Genomic DNA, 26,019 nt, shown 5'->3' with positions numbered 1-26,019 from the left:
ACTAAAATATAAATGAAAAAGGTACCGAGTTATCGATACCTTTTGCACGTATTTGATTTTAGCCGAAGTGCTTTTTATTTAACACGCATTCCTGGTTTCGCGCCATCATCAGGGTTTAAAACCCAAAGATCTTTACCGCCTGGCCCTGCTGCTAGCACCATTCCTTCAGACATACCAAAGCGCATTTTTCTTGGTGCTAAATTAGCCACCATTACCGTATGCTTTCCGATTAAGTCTTCAGGTTGATAAGCGGATTTAATACCAGCAAATACTTGCCTTGTTTCAGTACCGTCTTCATCTAACCCTAGGGTTAGTTTTAACAGCTTATCAGCCTTTTCAACGTGTTCGGCATTAATGATTTTAGCAATTCTTAAGTCTATCTTTGCAAAGTCATCAAATTGAATTTCTTCAGAGATGGGATCAGCCGCCAGCGGGTTTGCTAGTGCTGCACTATTATCATTTTCAGCTTTTGCTTTTTTCTTAGCCTTTTTTGTTTCAGCTTTATTGTTATTTTTATCTGAGGTTAAGCTTTCTTTTGATGCTTCTGTCATGGCATTAATTTTATCCATATCAACACGTTGCAATAATGCTTTGAATTTGTTGATTTTATGATTAGTAAGTAATGCTTTATGACCTTCCCAAGATAACTCATCATTTAAGAAGGTTTCTGTACTGTTTGCTAATACAGGTAATACAGGCTTCAAATAGATCATTAATGTACGGAACATGTTAATGCCTAATGAACAGATATCTTGAACTTCTTGTTGCTTGCTTTCGTCTTTAACGAGCTGCCATGGTTCTTTGACCGCAATATATTCGTTGACTTTATCAGCAAGGGCCATAATTTCGCGCATACCACGGCCAAAATCACGTGATTCATAATGTGCAGCAATGCTATCGCCAGCATTCATCACTTCATCCGCTAAAGCTTGATCATCAATATTCGTTGATAACATGCCATCAAAACGTTTTGTGATGAAGCTTGCACAACGTGAAGCAATATTAACAACTTTACCAACCAAGTCTGAATTGACTCGTTGTGCGAAGTCTTCAAGGTTTAAATCTAAGTCATCAATACGGTGCGTTAATTTTGCAGCGTAGTAGTAACGTAAATATTCAGGGTTTAAATGCTCTAAATAAGTACGCCCTTTGATGAAGGTTCCTTTTGATTTTGACATTTTAGCGCCGTTAACGGTGACAAAACCATGAGCATAGACAGACGTAGGTTTTCTAAATCCAGCTCCTTCTAACATTGCTGGCCAAAATAGGCTGTGGAAATAAATAATGTCTTTACCGATAAAGTGATAAAGTTCGGCTTCAGAGTCTTCCGACCAGAAACTATCAAAGTCAATTTCTGGCTTTTTATCACATAAATTCTTAAAGCTGCCCATATAGCCAATAGGCGCATCTAACCAGACATAGAAGAATTTGCCAGGTGCGTTAGGTATCTCGAAACCAAAATAAGGTGCATCACGACTAATATCCCATTGCTGTAAACCTGACTCAAACCATTCGGCTAATTTGTTTGCCATTTCTTCTTGTAATGCACCACTGCGAGTCCAGTCTTTTAACATCTGCTCGAAAGCAGGTAAATCAAAGAAATAATGCTCAGAATCTTTTAAAACCGGTGTTGCGCCTGAAACCACAGAGCGCGGATTTAAAACTTCTGTTGGAGAATAGGTTGCACCACAATCGTCACAGCTGTCACCATTTTGATCTTCGCTTTTACATTTAGGGCAAGTGCCCTTAACAAAGCGATCAGGTAGGAACATGCCTTTTTCTGGATCGTATAATTGTGAGATTGTTCGAGTTTTAATATGACCACTTGCATGAAGTCGGTTATATATCTCTTCAGCAAAACTTTTATTTTCTTCACTATGAGTTGAATGATAGTTATCAAAGCTAATATGAAAATCTGCAAAATCAGCCATATGCTCATCACGAACAGCATTAATCATCTCTTCAGGAGATACACCTAATTCTTGCGCTTTAAGCATAATAGGTGTGCCGTGTGCATCATCAGCACAAACAAAGTAAGTTTCATTACCGCGCATACGTTGAAACCTTACCCAGATATCCGTTTGAATATGTTCGAGTAAGTGACCTAGATGTATTGAGCCGTTTGCATAAGGTAGGGCACAAGTGACTAAAATTTTACGCTTTTTATTGTTCGCGTTTGATGAAGTTTCAGATAAAATAGGATCAGACATGAATAATTAATGTTTATGATGGTAATAATGGCTGCAATAGTACAGAATTTACCGCTTATACTCAAATGATTAATAGCCTAGGTAGTTGCTATGTTTGGTAAATTTTTTTCTCGAGAACCTTCAAATAAATCTAACGTTGAGACAAATGAAAATATGGCTCAATCAACAAAGGACAATTCCCAAAATACATTAATCGATAGTGATGACAGTCAAGTTATAGAAAATGCTTTGCTACAGTATCGCTCAGAACGTTTTCCGCAAGGGATTTTAGATCAGCAATCTAAACTACGTATTGAAAAGCAATCAAGTAATATCATAAAAGTCAGCTTAACGGTGCCGTTCCCCTGTCAGGGAGAGTTAGATGAGATAGCGATTAGCTTATCTAGTGCTTTATCAAAAGAAGTGGTTTTAAATGGTCTACTTAATATTATGCCGGTACGTCAATTTCAATTAACGGGAAGCGGTCAAAATATTAAAAACATTATTGCTGTCGCATCTGGTAAAGGTGGCGTAGGAAAATCAACCACTACCGTTAACTTGGCTTATGCGTTAATGAGCGAGGGTGCCAAAGTGGGTATTCTTGATGCTGACATATATGGCCCTTCTATTCCTACTATGCTGGGGTTATCGGATGAAAAGCCGACTTCAACTGATGGCAAATATATGACTCCGCTAAAAAGTCATGGTCTTGAAGCTATGTCCATTGGCTTTTTGGTTGATAAAGATGATGCCACGGTTTGGCGAGGACCGATGGCAAGTTCGGCGTTTAATCAACTCCTCAATGAAACCGCTTGGTCAGAACTGGATTATTTACTAATAGATATGCCACCAGGAACGGGTGATATTCAATTAACTTTAGCGCAAAAGGTGCCTGTGGCAGCTGCAGTGATTGTGACTACGCCACAAGATATTGCCTTAGTTGATGCAGGGAAGGGAGTTGCAATGTTTGATAAGGTTAAAGTTCCGGTACTTGGTATAGTGGAAAACATGAGCTATCACACCTGTGAAAACTGTGGTCATCAAAGTCATATTTTCGGACAGGCAGGAGGAGTGAAGATGGCGGAACATTTTGACACTCACCTGTTAGGTCAACTGCCATTAAATATTGATATTAGACATGACGCAGATACAGGTAAATCAGACATTATAGAAAATAGCACTGGTGAAATAGCACAACAATATCGTAAGATAGCCCGCAATATTGCGGGACAGTTATATTTACAATGTGATAATAACAGTTCGCAAACACCTAATATTGAAATATCACTGATTGATTGATTGATATCAAGGCTTTAGGCTTAGCCACTAACTAACCATAAGAAAACTATTATGAGACTTTGCGATAAAGACATAGAACAATATATTAAAGATGAGCAAATACTGATAACTCCAACGCCTGATAGCTCAATGATTTCAGGGGTGAGTGTTGATATTCGCTTAGGCAATGAGTTTAGAGTATTCAAAGATCATACTGCACCTTATATAGATTTAAGCGGTCCTAAAGCGGAAGTACAACAAGCAATGAACTCCGTAATGAGTGAAGAAATATACATTGAAGATGGTGAAGCCTTTTTCTTACATCCTGGTGAATTAGCTTTAGCAGTAACTTTCGAGTCAGTTACCTTGCCTGATAATATTGTTGGCTGGTTAGACGGACGTTCATCATTAGCTCGCTTAGGATTAATGGTGCATGTAACAGCTCATCGAATAGATCCAGGTTGGTCAGGACAAATTGTATTAGAATTTTATAATAGTGGAAAACTACCTTTAGCTTTGCGTCCAAAAATGAAAATAGCTGCGCTTAATTTTGAAACCATGTCATCAAGTGCATTAAGGCCTTATAACAAGCGTGGTGATGCAAAATACAAAGATCAAAAAGGTGCCGTAGCAAGTAGAATCAGTCAAGATGAAAGTGCGTTAAGATAAAAACCTACGTATAGAGATTAAAAAAGCATAGTCTAATCGCTATGCTTTTTTATTTATTGGAAAATAACTATTTTTCTAGATTAGAAAATTTTGTAAAACAGTTTTCTAGTGCATTAATCAGCTTTTCCTTATCATGATGATGAGGCACAGTATTATGAGCAAGATCTTGATGGAGAATATTTACACGTTCAGAGTTAACTTGTAGATCTTGGGTAATAACACTATCAATAGGTAAGCTGCCAACATTATCTTCAATCCAATTTAACTTTTCATCAAGGGTTAAAGATGCGGCAGGACTTTGCTCAGGGACAATATTGTCGATGAATACGCAATGACCTTTTCGTTCAATTATTGCATTACTGATATCTCTTACTAATAAAGGAGGAATTACACTGGTTAAGAAACTTCCCGGTCCTAGAATAATTAAATCTGCATTTCTTATTGCCTCAAGACAAGATGGACTTGCTTTAACTAAGGGCGCTAACATTAAGTTTTTCGGCATTATAGGCATATCATCAACAGACAACTCGCCTAAACGACAACGTCCTTCAGGATAAAACGCCATAAGATCTGTTGGCGTTTCAGACATGGGTAGTAACTGTGTTTTAACGCGCAGGATACGTCGAACCAGATTGATAGAATCGAGAGGGGATGACTGTAAATTTTCTAGCGCGTAAAGAATTAGGTTACCAAGGTTATGGCCACCTAAATCATCTTCACCCTCAAATCTAAAATCAAATAATTGACTACCGATGGCGTTCTTATCTGCTAATTGTGTTAAACAGTTACGCAAGTCACCCCAAGCAATGGTGCTGTTTCTTTTTCTTAAGCGCCCAGTGGAGCCACCATTATCTGTAGTTGTTACAATACCGGTAAGCTTATTACCCATAAAAGATAAAGTCAGTAGTACACGTCCTAAGCCGTGTCCACCACCAATTGCAACGATGTTTAATTTTCTTAATTGCATATAAATATGATTGTGTTTTCAAATATAGTTAGTCGATATCATTAGAGCACGATATCGATAAAACAATTTTTAATAAAGTTATTCACTGTTATGGCATTGTAACATTAACCATGATTGACGCTATTTATTCTTAAAATTGATTTTATTCAAAACGGTTTAAGTTAACTAAATGAGCAAATTATTGTGCTAAGTAGTGGATTTGCTATGCAATAAATAATCAAGTTGGTGCTTAAGTAATCAGATTGTCAATTTATTGAAAAAAACAGTAAAAATTTTAAAATAACAGTTGACAGTTTAAGGGGTGCTGCTTAGAATGCGCCTCGTTTTCAGCAAGTGTTAGGTCCACCTGCAGAGGATGAATATTTAATTGCTATTAGGCCAGTGATTAAATAAACCGTTATAAAACGGGGCTATAGCTCAGCTGGGAGAGCGCTTCGCTGGCAGCGAAGAGGTCTGCGGTTCGATCCCGCATAGCTCCACCATAGAGTTTGCATCTGAGATGTAAAATTTGGAGAAATCCAAACGATAGTATTTATGTGTCCCTATCGTCTAGAGGCCTAGGACACCGCCCTTTCACGGCGGTAACAGGGGTTCGAATCCCCTTAGGGATGCCACTATTGATGGTTTGTTTTAAGCTATCGCGCAATGTGTTTCAAGGCGGGGTAGTGATTTAGAGCTTTACAGATATTTATATAAGTAGAGCATCAAGCATTATTTGTTTGATAGATAGAATTCTGGTGTAACCAGCTTGTGTCCCTATCGTCTAGAGGCCTAGGACACCGCCCTTTCACGGCGGTAACAGGGGTTCGAATCCCCTTAGGGATGCCACTTATAATATTGTGTTTTGATATTATTAGGTAAACAGTTGTTAGCTACTGTGAGTGTAAGCTTGAAAGTTAAATAGACTGCTAATGTAAAAGTTAGTTATACCTTTATTAAGGTAGATAGTTACTGGAATTATCCAGCATGTGTCCCTATCGTCTAGAGGCCTAGGACACCGCCCTTTCACGGCGGTAACAGGGGTTCGAATCCCCTTAGGGATGCCAATTTATTAATTTTATGATTAATAAAAATAGTTATTATTCTATATAAAAATAAGTACTAGAGTTTTAATTTTAATTGAGATATTTAGTTAGTTTAACTATATTAAACAATGAAAAATTAATTCTTTGAGTGTAATAACTCAAAAGATAGTTAGATTTATATCTGTGTCCCTATCGTCTAGAGGCCTAGGACACCGCCCTTTCACGGCGGTAACAGGGGTTCGAATCCCCTTAGGGATGCCACATTTTTTTGCTCATTAATTAAAATGTGAACATAAGTGAAAAAAGAAAACCTACTTAATAGTCTACTCTATTACGTAGGTTTTTTTTTGTCTAAAATTCACTCTCCTCATTATGAAAATCATTTATTGTCGACAATTATACTTAGGTCTACTTGTTATATCTTTGAAATAAGATATTATTAGCTGTATAAATCCAATGTGTCGACAATTAATGTGACTGATTATTTCTTATGTATATAGATAATCCAACCAAACAAGCTATCGTTACAACGGCTGATAAAGTCTTTGAAAAAATGCAACATGCCATCGTAGAAGGTGAAATTCCAGCTGGAAGTAAAATTAGTGAACCTGAATTGGCTAAGCATTATCAAATTAGTCGTTCTACCTTGCGTGAAGCTCTTAATCGTTTAGAGAAGTGTCACCTCATTGAACGTAAAGCAAACATAGGCTCTAGAGTGGTTGATTGTACAATTGAAGGATTACTTGAATTGTACATTACCCGTGAAGCACTTGAAGGTATGGCGTGTCGACATGCTGCATTTAATATGACTGATGAAGAGATTGCTTCTATGCAACAAATGCTAATCAATCACAGTCAAGCCAAGGCGTTACAAGAAGGTGTTGCTTATTATCAGGAAGAGGGTGATTTAGACTTTCACTATAAAATTATTCTTGGCAGCCATAACCAACAATTAATTAACCTTATTTGTGGTCAACTTTATCATTTAGTTCGCATGTATCGTTTTCAGTTTGGTATGCAGAGTGCTCGTGCAAGTCGAGCTTATGATGAACATTTACATATTTTACAAGCGATAAGTGATAGAGATGGCGAATTGGCAGAAATGTTAATGCGTCGCCATATCGCCGCTTCTCGCAAAAACATTGAACAAAAAATTGCTGAACAAAAGCTTAATACATCAGCAAAAAATTAACAGGGGAACTCAGAATGTCAACAGTATTATCACCAGGCGCAAAATTTAGACAAGCGTTAGTTAACAATAAACCTTTACAAGTCGTAGGAACTATTAACGCCTACTGCGCCATGATGGCTGAACAACTCGGACACCAAGCTATTTATTTATCTGGTGGTGGCGTTGCTAATGCATCTTATGGTTTACCTGACTTAGGTATGACTTCATTAAATGATGTAATCGCAGATGTTCAACGTATCACATCAGCTTCAAGCCTTCCTTTATTAGTGGATATTGATACGGGTTGGGGTGGTGCTTTTAATATTGCTAAAACAATCCGTGATATGGAAAAAGCGGGTGCAGCTGCCGTACATATTGAAGATCAGGTTGCACAAAAACGTTGTGGCCACCGTCCTAATAAAGAAATTGTATCTACAGAGGAAATGGTAGATCGCATTAAAGCAGCTGTAGATGCTAGAACAGATAGTGACTTTTTTATTATGGCAAGAACTGATGCTTTCGCTCAAGAAGGGTTAGAAGCTGCCTTAGAGCGCGCTAAAGCTTATGTCGCAGCAGGTGCTGATGGTATTTTTGCTGAGGCTGTTAAAACAGAAGAGCATTATAGAGCATTTACCGAAGCATTAGACGTTCCTGTTTTAGCGAATATTACCGAATTTGGTCAAACTGAATTGTGGAATAAAGAGCAATTAGGTGAGTGGGGTTGTGCCATGGTGCTTTACCCACTTTCAGCGTTTAGAGCTATGAATAAAGCCGCTGAGTCAGTTTATAAAACCCTTTTAGCTGATGGCGATCAAAAAGCTGAAATTGACAATATGCAAACCAGAATGGATTTATATGACTACCTTGGTTATCACGATTATGAACAAAAGCTAGATTCATTATTTGCTGAAGGTAAAAACAAGTAAGCAATAGTCATTACGAGATATAAACATAATAAATACAGAATATGAGGAAAGAGAGATGGTTGATAAAAAATTAGGTGGTGCAGGCTTACGTGGTCAAAGTGCAGGTGAAACGTCTTTATGCACCGTAGGCAAGTCAGGTAGTGGTTTAACTTACTGCGGCTATGATGTTTCAGACTTAGCAGATAATGCGACGTTTGAAGAAGTGGCATATTTACTATTCAATGGTGAACTACCTACTGTAGATCAATTAGCAACGTACAAAGCAGAACTTAATGGCATGCGTGATTTACCACAGGCATTGAAAGAAGTGTTGCAAAAAATACCTGCGGATGCACACCCAATGGATGTTATGCGAACAGGTTGTTCATTTTTAGGCAACCTTGAGCCAGAAATTGATTTTTCACAGCAAAATAAAGCTGCTAACCGATTGCTTGCGGCGTTTCCTGCCATTATGTGTTACTGGTATAACTATTCACATGAAGGAAAAGAAATTGATTGCGTTACTGATGAAGATTCATTAGGTGGTCATTTCTTGAAACTTTTAAACGGTGAGACACCGTCTGAACAACACCGCAGAGTTATGGATGTCTCATTAATTCTTTATGCTGAGCATGAATTTAACGCTTCTACCTTTACTGCAAGAGTATGTGCCTCGACGCTTTCAGATATGTATTCATGTATCACAGGCGCTATTGGTACTTTACGAGGCCCATTACACGGTGGTGCTAACGAAGCAGCAATGGATATGATTGAACGCTTTACTTCACCAGAAGACGCTAAAACTCAAATGGCCGGTATGTTAGAGCGTAAAGAGAAGATCATGGGCTTTGGTCATGCGATTTACCGCACCTCTGATCCACGTAATGTCATCATTAAGGCATGGTCAGAAAAGCTTGCTAAAGAAAACGGTGATACTTCTTTATACGATATCTCAGTCGCTTGTGAAGAATATATGTGGGATACCAAAAAGTTATTCTGTAATGCAGACTTCTTCCATGCATCAACTTACAATTACATGGGTATTCCTACTAAATTATTTACTCCTATTTTTGTTTGTTCACGTTTAACTGGTTGGGCAGCTCACGTTATGGAACAGCGCTCAAATAACCGTATAATTCGCCCAAGTGCCGACTATACGGGAAGCGAGCCTCGTACAGTTACCCCTATTGAGCAACGCTAATAAGTAAATCCCCTTAATTTTTCTTAGCGACTATGCATGCTAAAAGTTTAAGGGGAATTTCTCAATCAACCTACACATAGCTCACTATTTTTTAAATATTAGTGCTTGTTTTACAAATTATGTGGAAATAATTATGAACTATGAACATCGCAAACCATTGCCAGGCTCGAATATCGATTTTTTCGATACTCGTGGTGCGATTGAAGCAATAAGTCCAGGTAGTTATAGCAAATTACCTTATACCTCAAGGGTTCTAGCAGAGCAGTTAGTGCGCCGCTGTGAACCATCAACACTGACCGAATCACTTACTCAGATAATAGAAGGTAAGCAAGATCTTGATTTTCCATGGTATCCAGCACGTGTAGTTTGTCATGATATTCTTGGTCAAACAGCATTAGTGGATTTAGCAGGTCTTCGTGATGCTATTGCTGATCAAGGTGGTGACCCTGCAAAAGTAAATCCAGTAGTGCCGACCCAATTAATTGTTGATCACTCTTTGGCAGTAGAGCATGGTGGTTTTGACCCTGATGCGTTCGATAAAAATAGAGCCATAGAAGATCGCCGTAACGAAGATAGATTTCATTTTATAGAATGGACAAAGACGGCTTTTAAAAATGTTGATGTGATACCAGCTGGTAATGGCATCATGCATCAAATTAATTTAGAAAAAATGTCACCTGTCATTCAAGCACGTGATGGCGTTGCATTCCCTGATACATGTGTTGGTACCGATTCTCACACCCCCCATGTTGATGCGCTTGGTGTTATTGCGATAGGTGTTGGCGGCTTAGAAGCTGAAACGGTAATGTTAGGGCGTCCATCAATGATGCGTTTACCTAATATTGTGGGTGTGCAACTAGTTGGACAACGTCAACCTGGTATAACTGCAACAGATATTGTCTTAGCCATTACTGAATTTCTACGTAATGAAAAAGTGGTTGGAGCATATTTAGAGTTTTTTGGCGATGGTGCTCGCAGTTTATCAATTGGCGATCGCGCGACCATTTCAAATATGACACCTGAGTACGGTGCATCGGCTGGCATGTTCTATATTGATGAACAAACCATTGATTACTTGAAAATTACAGGTAGAGAGCCGGAACAAGTTGCATTAGTTGAAAACTATGCAAAGCACACAGGTTTATGGGCTGATGATTTAAAAGATGCACAATATAAACGTGTTCTAACTTTTGATTTATCCCTTGTTGGCCGAAACATGGCTGGACCATCTAATCCACACAGAAGGTTAGCGACTTCAGACCTTTCTTCTAAAGCTATTGCAAAAGATTTAGCGCAATGTAAAGCGCAAGAAGCTAATGGTGATATGCCAGATGGGGCTGTCATCATTGCAGCAATCACTTCTTGTACTAATACTTCAAATCCGCGCAATGTCGTTGCAGCCGGTCTAGTAGCTAAACGGGCTAATGAATTAGGGTTAGTACGTAAACCATGGGTTAAGTCATCATTTGCTCCAGGTTCTAAAGTGGCAAAATTGTATCTAGAAGAAGCGGGTTTACTCGCTGAAATGGAAAAACTTGGCTTTGGTATAGTCGCTTATGCATGTACTACATGTAACGGTATGTCAGGTGCGTTAGACCCGAAAATTCAGCAGGAAGTTATTGACCGTGATTTATATGCCACAGCGGTACTTTCAGGTAACCGTAACTTTGACGGTCGAATACATCCTTATGCTAAACAAGCATTTCTAGCATCACCTCCGCTTGTTGTTGCTTATGCTATAGCAGGTACGATGCGTTTTGATATCGAAAATGATGTATTAGGTCAAGATACTCAAGGAAATGACATTAGATTAAAAGACATTTGGCCGTCTGATGAAGAAATCGATTCGATTGTAAAAAACAGTGTTAAACCTGAGCAATTCAAGAAAATCTATACGCCGATGTTTGATCTAGGTGCTTTTGAGCCGGCTGAAAGCCCATTATATGATTGGCGCCCCCAAAGTACTTATATCCGCAGACCGCCATATTGGGAAGGAGCGCTTGCTGGTGAACGTACCATGAAAGGAATGCGTCCACTTGCAGTACTGGGTGATAACATTACAACGGACCATCTTTCTCCTTCAAATGCCATTATGTTAGACAGTGCTGCAGGCGCATATCTTGATAAGATGGGGTTACCTGAAGAAGACTTTAACTCATACGCAACACATCGTGGCGATCATTTAACGGCTCAACGAGCAACATTTGCCAACCCTAAACTATTTAATGAAATGTGTTTAGATGAAAATGGTGATGTTAAGCAAGGTTCATTAGCACGTATTGAACCAGAAGGTACAGAATCACGAATGTGGGAAGCCATTGAAACATATATGGAACGTAAGCAACCATTAATTATTGTTGCCGGTGCTGATTATGGCCAAGGTTCATCAAGGGATTGGGCTGCTAAAGGCGTTCGTTTGGCTGGTGTAGAAGTTATTGTTGCTGAAGGTTTCGAACGCATTCATCGAACCAATTTAATTGGCATGGGCGTATTGCCATTAGAATTCACCAATAATGAGACACGAAAAACCTTCCAAATAGATGGTACAGAAACCTTTGATGTTGAAGGTATAACCTCTCCTGGAGGCAAGATGACTGTAGTGATGACTAGAGCAAATGGTGATGTTGTTAACATAACTGTTAAATGTCGATTAGATACTGCCGAAGAAGTAATCGTTCATGCTGCTGGTGGTGTACTACAAAAATTTGCTAATGATTTTTTGCAGTCTAATGCATAAAAAATCATCAAATCATCATTCATTTTTAAATTAAATGTAAAAGCGGCTCTTTGTTTATTAAGCGCCGCTTTTTTATGACTAAAAAGGAGAGAGCAATGTCTTATGTTCCTCAAATAAAAATACCCGCAACATATATGCGCGGTGGCACTTCTAAAGGTGTCTTCTTTAATTTAACTGATTTACCAGAGCGCTGTCAGCAACCAGGCGATGCACGTGACAATATGTTACTGCGTGTTATTGGTAGTCCAGATCCCTATGGTAAACAAACTGACGGTATGGGAGGTGCTACTTCCAGTACCAGTAAAACTGTAATCTTAGCTAAATCGGAGCAAGCAGATCACGATGTCGATTATTTATTTGGACAAGTAGCTATTGATAAAGCGTTTGTTGATTGGAGCGGTAACTGCGGCAACTTAACGGCGGCTGTTGGTGCTTTTGCCATCATGTCAGGGTTAGTGGATGAAAGTAAAATTCCATCAAATGGCGTATGTACGGTTAAGATTTGGCAAAAAAATATTAGTAAAACTATCATTGCACATGTGCCTATTACTAATTCACAAGTACAAGAAACTGGTGATTTTGAACTTGATGGTGTGACTTTTCCAGCTGCTGAAGTACCGGTAGAGTTTATTGAACCAGTTGATCCTTCTGAAGCCATGTTTCCTACCTCAAATATTGTTGATCAACTAGATGTACCAGGAATAGGTTCATTCCCAGTGACTATGATAAATGCTGGTATCCCTACTATATTTTTAAATGCTGAAGATATCGGTTATCAAGGTACAGAATTACAAGAAGCGATTAACAGTGATGCAGAAGCGCTTAAACGTTTTGAAACCATTAGAGCCTATGGTGCAGTAAAAATGGGCTTGATAAAAGATATTGATGAAGCACAAGCAAGGCAACATACACCTAAAGTTGCCTTTGTAGCACCAGCAAAAACTTTTACAACGTCTAGCGGAAAAACTATAGCCAGTAATGCATTAGATTTACATGTTCGGGCACTATCTATGGGGAAACTTCATCATGCGATGATGGGAACTGCAGCTGTAGCTATTGGTACTGCGTCAGCAATTCCTGGAACGTTAGTTAATTTAGCTGCCGGTGGAGGTGAAATGGAGGCGGTTACTTTTGGTCACCCTTCAGGTTCATTAAAAGTAGGGGCACAAGCGTCTAATGCTACGGGTAACTGGATAGTTAACAAAGCTATAATGAGTAGAAGTGCTCGTGTATTAATGCAAGGCTGGGTTTTTATACCTGAAGATTCTTTTTAATACTGTAATAACATTTTGTATATATATTTTCCTAAAAACCTGAATTTTTTCAGGTTTTTTTTTAGTATTTTTCTATTTTACCACAAGGATTTGCTTTAACTTGTTGAGTTTAAGGGGTATAAATACTACAGCGTTTTTTTTAACCACAAGGAATATATTGTGAGCCGATTTTTCTTTATTAAAATTATAACAATTTTACTTTTGTTGCTTAGTTTTACTTCTTCAGCAACTACCATTGAAGTTGCTAAAAATCTAGAAATAAAAGAAGTTAATGACAAGCCGTTTAGTGAAGGCTTTTTTTCCAACAATAAATCTATCAAGATTCCAGCAGAACAATTAAATCAGCAAACAACTCAAACGATTGTTGTTCGTTATAAAGATGTCTTTGAAGATTTTGAACTAGGCCAAGACAGAGTTGTCGAATCTGAATATTTTGTGATTAAGTTCAACCTAGAAAAACAAAGTGTACTTAAGCTTAAAACTACCACCATAAATGATATTAGCGAGGCAGAATCATTTGTAAGTAAACCGGAAGTGATGTTGGTGAGTAACAATGGCGTATCAATTCCACTTACATTGGAAACGTATGCAGATTATAAACTTAAAAGGGAAGTGACCAAAGTGGTAGCAACTTTGCCTGTGGATCTGTCGGATAAACCGTCATCACCAAAAGCTGAAGAAAAAATAGCTGTTGCAATAGACAATGATATCGCTGATTTAGACGTTAAAACCGAAACGAATGATATTGATACTCGATCACAAGAATTTACAGAAAAGGTTATGGATAAAGTAGATACTTTACCTATGCTCAAATACTGGTGGCAAAAAGCCTCCGCTAAAGAAAAAGCTGAGTTTATTACTTTTATTAAAAAGCAATAAAACAGTCCAACTATAAGGCGTCAATATGTTAAACATTCCAAAAGTTTTTCAATTATGTTTATTCTTTATAACGATATATAGCGTTGAGGTGAAAGCTGACGCTCAAGTGATTGAAGTTTCCGGAGAAGGAATCATTGAAGTTGCGCCTAATAACTTTACGCTTTCTTTAACGATAAGTGAACGTGGTCGCGTGCCAGATAAACTTAAAGCTTCGGTAGATAAAAGAAGTAATATAGTTATTAATGCAGCAGAGTCAATAGGAGTCAAGGAGGAGGCCATTAACTCCGCAAGGGTTAATTTACGCGTAGTTGAAGAGAAACCAGCTATTGAATTACATGGTGTTGAAGTAAAACATAAGTTCCCATCAACTAATACTAAGCCATTAAAAGGCAGTGTTTATATAGACAGTAATGAAATATCGACACAAAAATATGAGAAGCAAAAGCCAACTTTATTTGAGTTAACTAGACGAGTAACCATTAATTTTTCTTCTATTGATGATTACGATAAATTTTTAACTCAGATAGTTAAAATACGCGTAAATCATATATCGTCATTGTCTATGACAGTTAAAGATAGTAATAAGTTATATCAGCAAGCATTAACTCAAGCAATTTCGCAGGCAAGTCAAAAAGCATCGGTTATTGCAAAACACGCTGGTGTTACTCTTGGCAAAATGGTTTATTTAAAAGAATTATCAAATAACCATTACCAACCACAATATAGTATGGCAATGATGGCTGAAGATAGTTCAGTAAGGCATAGAAGCTTGACAGGAACGAATAAAATAAAGGCGAGTGTTATCGTAAAGTTTGCCATAAATTAGTAATAATTGAATGAAAAAATACTAAATAGAAACAAAATTAGTCACTTCTATGGTAAATGTGGCTTTATTCAGTGATAAAAGCTTTAATTATGTTGGTAATTTAGGTATGTTATGCGCTTTTTGATATCAGTAAAAATTGGCGTGAGAACGAGTTCCTGTCTTTAACGACCGTTTTTGCCTCATTGTGGAATTATCGTTGAATAGTCAAACATCATTATACCCAATGCTATTAGAGCAATCGCACGCACTAATTCAAGGTGAAGAAGATATAATTGCCAATATGGCAAATTTAAGCGCATTACTTTTTGAACATCTTGATGAAGTTAATTGGGTTGGTTTTTATCGTGTTATTGAAGATGAGCTTGTGCTGGGGCCTTTTCAAGGTAAAGTGGCTTGTATTCGTATACCTTTATCTAAAGGTGTATGTGGTGCGGCAGCAAGTACTGCTAAGGTACAACGAGTAGCTGATGTTCATCAGTTTTCAGGCCATATTGCCTGTGATGCAACAACCAATTCTGAAATAGTATTACCGTTAATTGTTGAAGGTAAAGTTGTAGCTGTTTTAGATATTGATAGCACTGTATTTGATAGGTTTGATCAAAATGATCAAGAAGGTTTATCTGCAATAGTCGATTTATTGGCTAAGCATCTAACAGTAAGCTAATTTAATGAAAGAGTTTGTCGTAATACATGACTATTTAGTAACAGAAGGCATCGTAGGAGACTGGGATGGCCAAGAAGAAATCGTTGCAGAGCGTGTTAATGAAATTTATCACACCTTGTATGATCTCGCTGAAGAAGATATAGAAACAGAAGTGCTGGAAGGATTACTAGCATTAGTATGGGACACATGGATTGGCCAAGAAGCGCTACCCGAAATTGAAACAGACGATATATATGATTGGTGTCGGCATTTGCTAGACAACAGAGAACAACATCTTCAGCAAGACTAGTTAATATACTAAGACGAAGATATTTTTTAACAAGAACATTAACAGAACTTTAAAAGTTGTATTTATGGAAACTGAACTTAAACGTACAAGTACAAAAGAAATTATTGCCTATTTAACTGAGAAATTCCCTGAGTGTTTTTCAATTAAAGGCCCTGTAAAGCCATTAAAAGTTGGTATTTTTCAAGACTTAGCTGAGCGATTAGAAGGTGACGAAACAGTAAGTAAAACTCGTTTACGTCAGGCATTACGTCATTACACTAGTAGCTGGCGATACCTTAAGTCAGTAAAGCTTGGCGCTTTTCGTGTTGATGTTGATGGAAAAGAGATTGCTGAAATCGATGAAGAGCAAGCAAATTATGCCAGCAAGACATTAAAAGAGAGCCAAGAAAAATTTGGTAACAAAAAAGCGACAGACAAAGAACAGCAAAAGTCGTATAAAACTAAAGATGGTGACAAAAGCTCTAAAGGTAATAAATCAGAGGGCTCTAAGCGAGAACTTTCAAAGTCGAATAAGTTTAAACAAGTTAAGTCGACAAAAGTATCTACGCCTAAAACTGAGTCTGCACCACTAAAACCGGTAGAAGCAACTACAATTAAAGTTGGTAACAAGGTTAGAGTTCAATTGGGTAATTCACCAATGAATGCCACAATATCTGAGATATCTGGTAATGATATCAGTGTACAGCTTGATTCTGGAATGGTAATCAAGACTCAATTGAAGAATATATTTTTATAATAAGCGGTCATAGTACTGCAAGTTATGTCCCTATTTTGGAGTTAATGCATGCAAAAATTTTGTCGTATCGCAATTGCTGTTTCATTATCAATAAGTTTTTCATTTACCAGTGTCGATTCACTCGCATTTGAAAAGGCCTCTGTTCCTGAAGAGCTACCCGTATTGAGCCCTGAAAGCCAACACGCAACAGCAAGTAAACGAATATCGGCACGATTTACGCGAGCGCATTATAAAAAAGTTAAGATAAGTGATGAGTTGTCAGCGGAAGTTTTTGATCGCTATATTAAACAGCTTGATTATGCTCGTAATGTTTTTTTAGCTTCTGATATTGAAGATTTCTCTAAATACCGTGAAGATTTTGATAACGTAATAGCACGTGGAAAACTCGATGCTGCTTATGATATTTTTAACGTCAATTTACTACGTCGTTTAGAGCGTTATGAGTACGCTATTAGCTTATTAGATAAACCTTTTGATTTTACTAAAGAGGAAGTTTACAGCTTCGATAGAGAAGAGGCTCCTTGGGCTAAAACAGAAGCTGAATTGAATGAGTTATGGCGTAAAAAAGTTAAGTCTGATGCATTAAATTTAACTTTGACTGGTAAAAAGTGGGATAAGATAAAAGAGGTATTAACTAAGCGATATAGTTATGCCATTAAGCGCTTAAAGCAAAGTGAAAGTGAAGATGCTTTTCAAATTGTAATGAATAGTTTTGCTCGTGTTGTAGAGCCTCATACTTCATATTTATCACCTCGAAATGCCGAACGTTTCCAAGTTGACATGAATTTGTCACTTGAAGGTATTGGTGCCGAGCTTAGAGCGATTGAAGATTATACTGTAATCCACCGTGTTGTTACGGGCGGTCCAGCAGACAAATCTAACCAATTAAAAGCAAAAGATCGCATTGTTGGAGTCGCGCAAGGAGAAGATGACTTCGAAGATGTTATTGGATGGCGTTTAGATGATGTTGTTGAATTAATCAAAGGTCCTAAAGGTACGACTGTTCGTTTACAGGTACTTTCAGGTGAATCTGATGATGAAGCAAATATTAAAATTGTTTCTATTATCAGAGATATTATAAAACTTGAAGATAGAGCCGCTAAGTCTGAAGTTTATCAGGAGAACCCTAAACAAGCTGATTCGAAAAAACTGGGAATAATTACTATCCCTAGCTTTTATAACAACCTTTCTCGCGATGTTAAAAAAGAAATAGCCAAACTAAAAGAACAAGACGTTCAAGGTATAATCGTTGATTTACGTGGAAATGGTGGTGGTTCATTAACAGAAGCAACATTATTGACAGGTCTCTTTATTGATAAAGGACCCGTAGTTCAAATTCGCGATGGAGCAGATAGAGTTCAAGTGAACCGTGATAAAGATGGTATAAGTTATTATGATGGACCATTAACAGTAATGGTTGATAGATACAGTGCCTCAGCTTCTGAAATTTTTTCTGCTGCGATTCAAGATTATGGTCGTGGTGTGATAGTGGGTGAACATACCTTTGGTAAGGGAACTGTTCAACAACATAGAGGTTTAGGTCGTGTATATGATTTATACGAAAAGCCTTTAGGTAGCATTCAGTATACTATTGCAAAGTTCTATCGCATAAATGGTGGCAGCACGCAACATCGCGGTGTTCTACCTGATATTGCTTTTCCAAGTGCTGTAGACCCAGAAGATTGGGGTGAAAGTAAAGAAGAAAACGCGTTACCTTGGGATCAAATCAAAAAAGCCCAGTATACACCGCTAAATGATATCTCTACAGATATTGATTATTTAACATCGCTATATCAACAAAGAATTAAAGATAATCAAGAATTTAATTACTTATTGGAAGATATTGCTACGTATCAAGAAGAGAAAGATAACAAAAGTATTTCGTTGAATTTAGCTGAAAGGAAGGCTAAAAGAGAAACGAATAAGGCCAAACGCCTAGTTAGAGTAAACGAGCGTTTAGTTAATTTAGGTAAAGAAAAAGTTGAAAATCTCGATGATTTGGGTGAAGAGTTAGATGACTTAGATCCATTTTTAGATGAAACAGCGAGAATCACCTTTGACTTGATCTCTTTAGGTAAAGTTGCTAAAAAGTAATCGCTAACAAAATTAAAAGCCGCCCGTAGAGGCGGCTTTATTATTTTATTCCCATGATATTTTTATTTAGTTTTTTTGTATAAGTATGATGAAGAATAAAAGAAAATATAAAACTTATAAATAATAATAACGATAAAAGGTTCTGTTATACCATGTCTGAGTTAAATCAAGTCAAATCACCCTCTATGTTAGATGCATCCATACCGGTAATCTCTTTAATAGGGTTATTAGCACTTGCGGTTACGTTTTTTGGAGATAATTCCTCTTATGGGCCAAATCAAATAGCATTACTATTCTCTATGGGGATTGCTATTGTCATTGGTTTGAAAAATGGTCATCAATGGCATGACATGGAAAAGGCTATAGTGAAAGGTATTTCACTATCACTCGGTGCTGTGCTGATTTTATTTGCCGTAGGCTCCCTAATCGGTACTTGGTTATTATCAGGTACAGTGCCAACGATGATTTACTATGGTTTGAAAATACTTAACCCATCATGGTTTTATGCTGCAGCCTGTATAATGTGTGGTGTAGTTTCAATGAGTATAGGTAGTTCATGGACTACTGCGGCAACCATTGGTGTTGCTCTAATCGGTATAGCACAAGGGTTAGGGTTGGATCCGGCTATTACAGCTGGTGCGGTAATCTCTGGTGCTTATTTTGGTGATAAGATCTCACCACTATCAGAAACTACTAACCTTGCTCCTGCTATTGCGGGCAGTGAGTTGTTTGCCCATATTAGATATATGCTTTGGACGACGGCGCCTTCAATCCTTACCGCATTAGTTTTGTTTATTATTCTTGGTTTTAATGGGACTTCAGAAGTAAATAATGTCGCTATAGATAACTTAAGTGCGCAGTTAGCTGAACAGTTTGACATCTCAGTTTTTAATTTAATTCCTTTAATAATCTTGTTGAGCTTAGCTATTAAGAAAGTACCAGCATTTCCTGCCGTGGCTATAGGAGCTTTAGTTGGTGCTATATGGGCTTTTATGTTTCAACAAGAATTAATCATTCGATTATCTGCAGAGGGTAGTGATCAATTGACTGCGAATATTCTAGTGATATGGACAGCTTTCTTCGATGGTGTTGTGATTGAAACAGGTAATGCAGAGCTTAATGATTTGTTAAGTGGCGGCGGTATGTCGGGCATGTTAAATACTGTTTGGTTAATTATGTGTGCCTTAAGTTTTGGGGCTGTACTAGAATATTTAGGCATGCTGAAAAAATTTGTCAATGCTATTCTATCAGCAGCTAAATCAACAGGTAGCTTAATAGCGAGTACTGTCGCAACATGTATTGGTACTAACGTGATTACAGCCGATCAATATATAGCAATTGTAATGCCTGGCCGTATGTATAAAGAAGAGTATCAAGCTCGAGGGCTAGATCCTCTAGTATTAAGCCGTACTTTAGAGGATGCTGGTACTATTACTTCACCATTAATACCATGGAATACTTGTGCTGTTTATATGTCAGGTGTGTTGCTGGTTAATCCGTTAGATTATATATTCTATTGCTTCTTTAACTGGATTAATCCAATTTTAGCAGTAATCTATGGCTTTATTGGTTTTAATATCAAAACACTTGCTAAAAAAGTAACGGCGTAATAATTATTAACTTCTATTAAGTTAACTAATAGACTTTTATATTAATGCCTGCTTTGCAGGCATTTTATTTTATGACATTGAAAGGTTCACTATGACTGATTCATCTCCTCGTTTTTTATCCGACTATTCTCCATCTGATTTTAATATTTCACATGTCAATTTAACGGTTACGTTAGATGATAAGAACACACAAGTTGTAAGTGAACTATTAGTAACTAAGGCGAATGAATCTTTATGTGATTTGGTTTTAAATGGAGAGCATGTAAAGCTGATATCTATCACGTTAGAAAATCAAGCTTTATCAGCTCAGCAATATGAGATTAATGATACCCACCTAACACTGCCATCGAGCCTATTTAGCAAAACTCAAGGTGAGTTTAAAGTGGTAATCGTAACGGAAGTTAATCCTGAAGAAAATACTGCATTAGAAGGTTTATTTAAGTCTGGAGAGGCGTTTTGTACGCAGTGTGAAGCAGAAGGTTTTAGGCGTATAACTTATTATTTAGATAGACCAGATGTAATGGCTACGTTTACCACTAAAGTTATTGCCAATAAAGTCAATTATCCCTATTTGCTTGCAAATGGTAATAAAATTGATTCAGGTGATTTAGCTGAAGGGATGCACTTTGTTACTTGGTATGACCCTTTTCCAAAGCCATGTTATTTATTTGCTTTAGTAGCGGGGAATTTTGATTTATTGACAGATTCTTTTACGACGAGTTCAGGTCGAGAAGTCAATTTAGAAATTTTTGTAGATCAAGGTAACTTACATAAAGCTGAGCATGCAATGACATCATTGAAAAAGTCGATGGCATGGGATGAGCAAGTTTATGGCCTTGAATATGATCTGGATATTTACATGATTGTCGCCGTTGATTTTTTCAATATGGGTGCAATGGAGAATAAAGGTTTGAATGTATTTAATTCTAAATATGTTCTCGCTGATTCAGATTGTGCTACAGACAGCGACTATTTTAATATTGAAGCGGTAATAGCCCATGAATATTTCCATAATTGGACAGGTAACCGAGTTACTTGTCGTGATTGGTTTCAGTTAAGTTTAAAAGAAGGGTTAACTGTTTTTCGCGATCAACAATTTAGTGCTGATATGCATTCAAGTGCTGTTACTCGTATTCAAAATGTTAGGTTATTACGTGCTCAGCAATTTGCTGAAGATGCAGGGCCGATGGCTCACCCGATAAGACCGACAAAAGTTCTTGAAATGAATAACTTTTATACGCTTACCGTGTATGAAAAAGGAGCTGAGGTTATTAGAATGCTTCACACCTTAATTGGTGCGGAAAACTTCAGAAAGGGGATGGATCTATACTTTAAACGTTATGATGGAATGGCAGTTACTTGTGATGATTTTATCGACGCTATGAGTAGTGCTAGTGCTAAAGATTTATCTCAGTTCAAATTGTGGTATAGCCAATTTGGAACACCACAAATCAATGTAAGTGAAGTTTATGATACTTTAACTAAAACATACCAGTTAACTTTATCTCAACAATCGCCAGTAACAAAGTCACAACTCGATCCCAAGGCATTACATATACCCATTAAGCTTGAGTTATTGTTGCCAGATAGTGAAGGTAAAATGGCAAGTAAGAGTCATATGCTTGAGTTAACAGAGCAAGAGCAAACTTTTACATTTAATGACGTCACAACTAAACCTATAACTGCATTACTAGCCGATTTCTCTGCTCCAGTAAAACTAACTTTTGAACAAGATGAACAAAGCTTGTACACCATAATAAACCATGCACAAAATAGTTTCTGTCGTTGGGATGCAGGTCAACAGTTACTCATTTCTTATATTAAAAGGTTAACTATTGATAATGACTTTGTACTGCCTCAGGCGCTTATCAACAGTATTGATACACTACTTACTAGTAAAAATGAACATGCCTTTATAGCAGAACAGTTACAATTACCTAGTTTTGATGAAGTCGCTGGGTTAATTGATAAAGTTTCTCCACAACGCTTAGTTGAAGCCATCAAAAAGCTTTCAATATTTATAGCAAAAGGTGCGCAAGAAAACCTATTAAGAACATATCAATATTGCCAAGAGCAGGGCAGACTAGGAAATAATGTTGGTACACGCTCATTGAAAAACATATGTCTGCAATATTTATCTTTATTAACGACATCGCAGTCATTAGCTCAAAAACAATATGATTTAGCTAATAATGGACTTGTTCAAAATGAGAATATGACTGATAGCTTAGCGGCACTTACTTGCGCAGCTAAAATTAACGCTGAGTCATTAACTAATCAATTAAGCCATTTTGAGAACAAATGGCAAGACACAACACTCGTCATGGATAAGTGGTTTGCGATAAATGCGAGTGTTGAGACTGAAACCATATTCGAACATTTAGACCAGCTAATGGAACATCCGTTATTTACTCTGAAAAATCCAAATAGGGCGCGTTCATTAATAGGTGCGTTTGCAATGAATAACCCTAAGTACTTTCATTGCCCAACTGGGAGAGGATATGAGTTTTTAGCAGCGCAAATAGCAAAACTTAATACGATAAACCCACAAGTAGCATCTCGACTAATAACGCCTTTGATTCAATTTAAAAGCTTCGAGGCAAGTCATCAGATCCTAATGAAAGAGCAATTAGTGAAGCTTCATAATTTACCTGAGTTATCTAATGATCTGAAAGAAAAGTTAGATGCAGCTTTGGCTGATTGATTAATTTCGATGAATGACAGTGCTATCTGAATTTTAGTGGTTTGAGCAATGAAATATTACTTTTATCTTTCTATGTCAGCTAAAGAATTTATGCCTTATTACCAAGGTAAGGCATCAAGCATTGTGGTATTAAGTGAAAGTGGCAAGCGCATTCAATTTCCTGCAATGCACTTGAGAAGCTTTCTTGTTAGCAATGGTATTCACGGTCGATTTTGTTTAGAAACACAAAATAATAAATTTTTATCAATAAAAAAAATAAATATGTAAGTTTTTAATACCGTCCTAGAGTATTTGCTTTAAACAGTGGTCAGACCATCTTTGGGCGGTAAATACCGTGATATATTATTTAAATAAGTGTTATATCATGAACTTATAACTAATCATTACCAACTTATGGATTACGGTTTTAAACACTAGTTTAAAACATGATTTTAAATCTTCGCTTTCTATATCCAAAAGTCATTAAAATACAGTCCCTTTACAATAGATTTTTACCCTTGCCCCGAAAGGAAAATGATGCAATTATTGTTTAATCCACCTTGAATTAATGAGCTATGCTCATAAAGTGGTCAAAAAGAATAAAAAGAGCACAACCAATAAAATCATGACATTAACTCAATAATAAGAATGTGATTTATGGCGAGCGTTACAATAAGTTACTTCGCATAAATTATGACAGGGGAGAGAATAAATGAAACACAACCCTCGCAACAGCTTTAGCAAAAAACCTTTAGCTGCAGGTATCGCGGCGGCACTTTCGATGACCTTATTAGTTACTAATCCTGCTCAAGCTGCTAGGTTTGAACTTGGTGATGTACAAATTAGTTTTGACTCAACATTTAGTCTTGGTACAAGTATAAGAACCGAAGACAGAAACTGGAATGATAATGTTGGTAAATCAAACAATCTAAATAATGGTTTTGACTTTAGTCAATATCATCCAGTGATGAATCCTTACCCTGCAAGCGACACAATATGGCAAGGTGCGGGCAGTTATTCTAACAATGGTGATAATGGTGGCTTAAACTTTGATGCAGGCGAGAGCTTTTCTCAGCTAATTAAAGGTAGTCATGAACTTGATGTTAATTACGGTAACTTTGGTGTGTTCGTTCGTGGTATGTACTACTACGATTTCGCGATGATGAATAGCGATAGAGATTGGACAAATCAATTAACAGGTGAAATTAACGATCCGTGTGATGACAAAAAAGCACGTGAACAAGTTTGTAAAGATGTTCGCTTACTAGATGCTTATGCTTACGGTGATTTTCATATTGGTGATATGCCACTTTCTGTTCGTGTTGGTAACCAAGTAATCAGTTGGGGTGAAAGTACGTTAATATCTCATGGTATTAGTGAAATTAACCCGGTAGATATAGCGCGTTTAAGAGCGCCTGGTGCTGAGCTTAAAGAAGCTTTTATTCCTTTTGGTGCTGTATGGGCGTCTATTGGTGTGACAGAAAACATTAATATTGAAGGTTTTTATCAGTACAGCTGGGAACAATCAATTTTACCACCTCCTGGTAGCTACTTCTCGACAAATGACTTTGCTGGTGACGGTGGTCACGCAAATAATGTTCAATTAGGCTTTACTGGTAACCCTGATATCGATCTAGATTACTTATTAATGGGGTTAAATCAAATTGGTGATATGGTTAGAGCAGGTGATGTTGCTGCAGCATCTCAAGCTTATTTAGCTTACCCGACTAAAGTAACCCTAAGAGCACCTGGCGCCAAGGCGGAATTACGTCCTGATGACGGTGGTCAATATGGTTTGCGTCTTGCTTGGTATGTTCCAGAATTAAATGACACTGAGTTTAGTTTTTACTATGTAAATTATCATAGCCGTAGACCTTTATTCTCAGGTCAAATGGCAGATTTTACCGCCGCTTCAATCGGTACAGACTTAGCTTACATGGCACAAACAGAAATTACTGAAGAGAATTATTCTGATAACCTTTCTGCATTCTCACAAGTGAAACTTGCCTACCCTGAAGATATTCAAATGTACGCGTTAAGCTTTAACACTAACGTTGGTACTACATCGGTTGCCGGTGAGGTGAGTTTCCGTAAGGATGAGCCTTTGCAAATTGATGATGTTGAATTGTTATTTGCTGCAATGCCACAACAGTTAGCTAATGCAGGTATACCAGGATATGACTCATTAGATGGCTTATCACAGTTTAAAGATGCTAATGGCAATCCTTACGGTCCAGGTGCAACACCTGATGGCTTTATTTTATCTGATACGTTACAAGCACAGTTAACTTTAACTCATTTATTTGGGCCAACTCTTGGCGCTAACCAATTTGTAGGTTTAGTTGAGATTGGTGGTATTAATATCAATGATATTCCTAATCAGAGTGAACTTCGTTTAAATGGTCCTGGTACGGCACGTAGTGGTGAAATTTATATTGATGGCCGTCATGCTTGGGAAATCGAGCAAGTAGTACAAAATGGTGTAGAAAGTAACCCATTCCCAACCGAATTTGCTTGGGGTTATAAAGCTGTTGCTAAGTTTGAATACAATAACTTGTTCGCTGGCATAAACATGAACCCTCGTATTGTATTTTCACATGACGTAAAAGGTATCACACCAGATCCTTTATTTATGTTTATTGAAGATAGAAAATCAGTTGCAGCTGGAATAAGCTTTGATTATCAAAGCAGATGGTCAGCAGACTTCTCGTACAACAGTTTCTTTGGTGGTGTAGGCACTACAAACAAGATGGAAGATCGTGATTATGTATCTTTCAGCATTAAGTACTCTATTTAAGAAAGGCACTAATAATGAAAACAAC

The 26,019-nt window shown here is 37.3% G+C and carries 19 protein-coding genes and 5 tRNA genes; 22 read left to right on the top strand and 2 right to left on the bottom strand.

Annotated elements, in window-relative coordinates:
- Positions 1-74: 74 nt before the first annotated feature.
- Positions 75-2,210, bottom strand: coding sequence for a methionine--tRNA ligase (gene metG / locus EPA86_RS15755; RefSeq protein ID WP_140605306.1), 2,136 nt, complete (start codon positions 2,208-2,210; stop codon positions 75-77).
- 90 nt (positions 2,211-2,300) lie between these two features.
- On the opposite strand from metG, the gene apbC reads away from it, so the two are divergent.
- The gene (apbC, locus tag EPA86_RS15750; RefSeq protein WP_140605304.1) at positions 2,301-3,488 is read left to right on the top strand and encodes an iron-sulfur cluster carrier protein ApbC; all 1,188 of its coding nucleotides are present in this window, start codon (positions 2,301-2,303) and stop codon (positions 3,486-3,488) included.
- A 51-nt stretch (positions 3,489-3,539) separates the two neighbouring features.
- Complete coding sequence (gene dcd, locus EPA86_RS15745; protein WP_140605302.1) at positions 3,540-4,136, top strand: dCTP deaminase; 597 nt, start codon at positions 3,540-3,542, stop codon at positions 4,134-4,136.
- Between the two features lie 67 nt (positions 4,137-4,203).
- On the opposite strand, the gene EPA86_RS15740 is transcribed toward dcd, so the two are convergent.
- The gene (locus EPA86_RS15740) at positions 4,204-5,103 is read right to left on the bottom strand and encodes a gluconeogenesis factor YvcK family protein (RefSeq protein WP_140605300.1); all 900 of its coding nucleotides are present in this window, start codon (positions 5,101-5,103) and stop codon (positions 4,204-4,206) included.
- 406 nt (positions 5,104-5,509) lie between these two features.
- Between EPA86_RS15740 and EPA86_RS15735 the strand changes: the two genes are divergently transcribed.
- The 20 genes from EPA86_RS15735 to EPA86_RS15640 all read left to right on the top strand — a co-directional run bounded on the left by EPA86_RS15735 (position 5,510) and on the right by EPA86_RS15640 (position 25,994).
- Positions 5,510-5,585, top strand: a tRNA-Ala gene (locus EPA86_RS15735).
- A 56-nt stretch (positions 5,586-5,641) separates the two neighbouring features.
- Positions 5,642-5,717, top strand: a tRNA-Glu gene (locus tag EPA86_RS15730).
- Between the two features lie 138 nt (positions 5,718-5,855).
- Positions 5,856-5,931, top strand: a tRNA-Glu gene (locus EPA86_RS15725).
- Between the two features lie 142 nt (positions 5,932-6,073).
- Positions 6,074-6,149, top strand: a tRNA-Glu gene (locus tag EPA86_RS15720).
- A gap of 164 nt (positions 6,150-6,313) precedes the next feature.
- A tRNA-Glu gene (locus tag EPA86_RS15715) sits at positions 6,314-6,389 on the top strand.
- A 229-nt stretch (positions 6,390-6,618) separates the two neighbouring features.
- Positions 6,619-7,320 (top strand): GntR family transcriptional regulator, encoded by a 702-nt coding sequence (locus tag EPA86_RS15710; protein ID WP_140605298.1) that lies wholly within the window; start codon positions 6,619-6,621, stop codon positions 7,318-7,320.
- A gap of 14 nt (positions 7,321-7,334) precedes the next feature.
- On the top strand, positions 7,335-8,225 hold the full coding sequence (prpB, locus tag EPA86_RS15705; protein WP_140605296.1) for a methylisocitrate lyase: 891 nt from the start codon (positions 7,335-7,337) through the stop codon (positions 8,223-8,225).
- A 55-nt stretch (positions 8,226-8,280) separates the two neighbouring features.
- Positions 8,281-9,405 (top strand): bifunctional 2-methylcitrate synthase/citrate synthase, encoded by a 1,125-nt coding sequence (prpC, locus tag EPA86_RS15700; RefSeq protein WP_140605294.1) that lies wholly within the window; start codon positions 8,281-8,283, stop codon positions 9,403-9,405.
- A 133-nt stretch (positions 9,406-9,538) separates the two neighbouring features.
- A complete protein-coding gene (acnD, locus tag EPA86_RS15695; RefSeq protein WP_140605292.1) occupies positions 9,539-12,142 on the top strand; it encodes a Fe/S-dependent 2-methylisocitrate dehydratase AcnD in 2,604 nt (867 codons plus the stop codon).
- Positions 12,143-12,237: 95 nt separating this feature from the next.
- Positions 12,238-13,416, top strand: a complete 1,179-nt coding sequence (prpF, locus tag EPA86_RS15690) for a 2-methylaconitate cis-trans isomerase PrpF (RefSeq protein WP_140605290.1) — start codon at positions 12,238-12,240, stop codon at positions 13,414-13,416.
- Positions 13,417-13,575: 159 nt separating this feature from the next.
- Positions 13,576-14,295 carry a DUF2057 family protein gene (locus tag EPA86_RS15685; RefSeq protein WP_170309679.1) on the top strand — a complete coding sequence of 240 codons (720 nt, stop codon included), beginning with the start codon at positions 13,576-13,578 and terminating at the stop codon, positions 14,293-14,295.
- Positions 14,296-14,320: 25 nt separating this feature from the next.
- On the top strand, positions 14,321-15,121 hold the full coding sequence (locus EPA86_RS15680; protein WP_140605286.1) for an SIMPL domain-containing protein: 801 nt from the start codon (positions 14,321-14,323) through the stop codon (positions 15,119-15,121).
- A gap of 223 nt (positions 15,122-15,344) precedes the next feature.
- The gene (locus EPA86_RS15675) at positions 15,345-15,785 is read left to right on the top strand and encodes a GAF domain-containing protein (protein WP_140605423.1); all 441 of its coding nucleotides are present in this window, start codon (positions 15,345-15,347) and stop codon (positions 15,783-15,785) included.
- A 4-nt stretch (positions 15,786-15,789) separates the two neighbouring features.
- Positions 15,790-16,074 carry a hypothetical protein gene (locus EPA86_RS15670; RefSeq protein WP_140605284.1) on the top strand — a complete coding sequence of 95 codons (285 nt, stop codon included), beginning with the start codon at positions 15,790-15,792 and terminating at the stop codon, positions 16,072-16,074.
- 64 nt (positions 16,075-16,138) lie between these two features.
- Positions 16,139-16,810 (top strand): RNA chaperone ProQ, encoded by a 672-nt coding sequence (proQ, locus tag EPA86_RS15665; RefSeq protein ID WP_140605282.1) that lies wholly within the window; start codon positions 16,139-16,141, stop codon positions 16,808-16,810.
- A 48-nt stretch (positions 16,811-16,858) separates the two neighbouring features.
- Positions 16,859-18,904: a carboxy terminal-processing peptidase gene (prc, locus tag EPA86_RS15660; protein ID WP_140605280.1), complete on the top strand. Its 2,046-nt coding sequence runs from the start codon at positions 16,859-16,861 to the stop codon at positions 18,902-18,904.
- Positions 18,905-19,056: 152 nt separating this feature from the next.
- Positions 19,057-20,514, top strand: coding sequence for a Na+/H+ antiporter NhaC (gene nhaC / locus EPA86_RS15655; protein WP_140605278.1), 1,458 nt, complete (start codon positions 19,057-19,059; stop codon positions 20,512-20,514).
- Positions 20,515-20,605: 91 nt separating this feature from the next.
- Positions 20,606-23,218 carry an aminopeptidase N gene (gene pepN, locus EPA86_RS15650; protein WP_140605276.1) on the top strand — a complete coding sequence of 871 codons (2,613 nt, stop codon included), beginning with the start codon at positions 20,606-20,608 and terminating at the stop codon, positions 23,216-23,218.
- A 48-nt stretch (positions 23,219-23,266) separates the two neighbouring features.
- Positions 23,267-23,485 (top strand): DUF2835 domain-containing protein, encoded by a 219-nt coding sequence (locus tag EPA86_RS15645; RefSeq protein WP_140605274.1) that lies wholly within the window; start codon positions 23,267-23,269, stop codon positions 23,483-23,485.
- A gap of 424 nt (positions 23,486-23,909) precedes the next feature.
- Positions 23,910-25,994: a DUF1302 domain-containing protein gene (locus EPA86_RS15640; protein WP_140605272.1), complete on the top strand. Its 2,085-nt coding sequence runs from the start codon at positions 23,910-23,912 to the stop codon at positions 25,992-25,994.
- Positions 25,995-26,019 lie beyond the last annotated feature (25 nt).

The organism is Litorilituus lipolyticus, from assembly GCF_006439335.1.
Classification (GTDB): domain Bacteria; phylum Pseudomonadota; class Gammaproteobacteria; order Enterobacterales; family Alteromonadaceae; genus Colwellia; species Colwellia lipolytica.
Note: the sequence above shows the minus strand (reverse complement) of the source record. Positions and strands in the feature narration are given on the sequence as shown.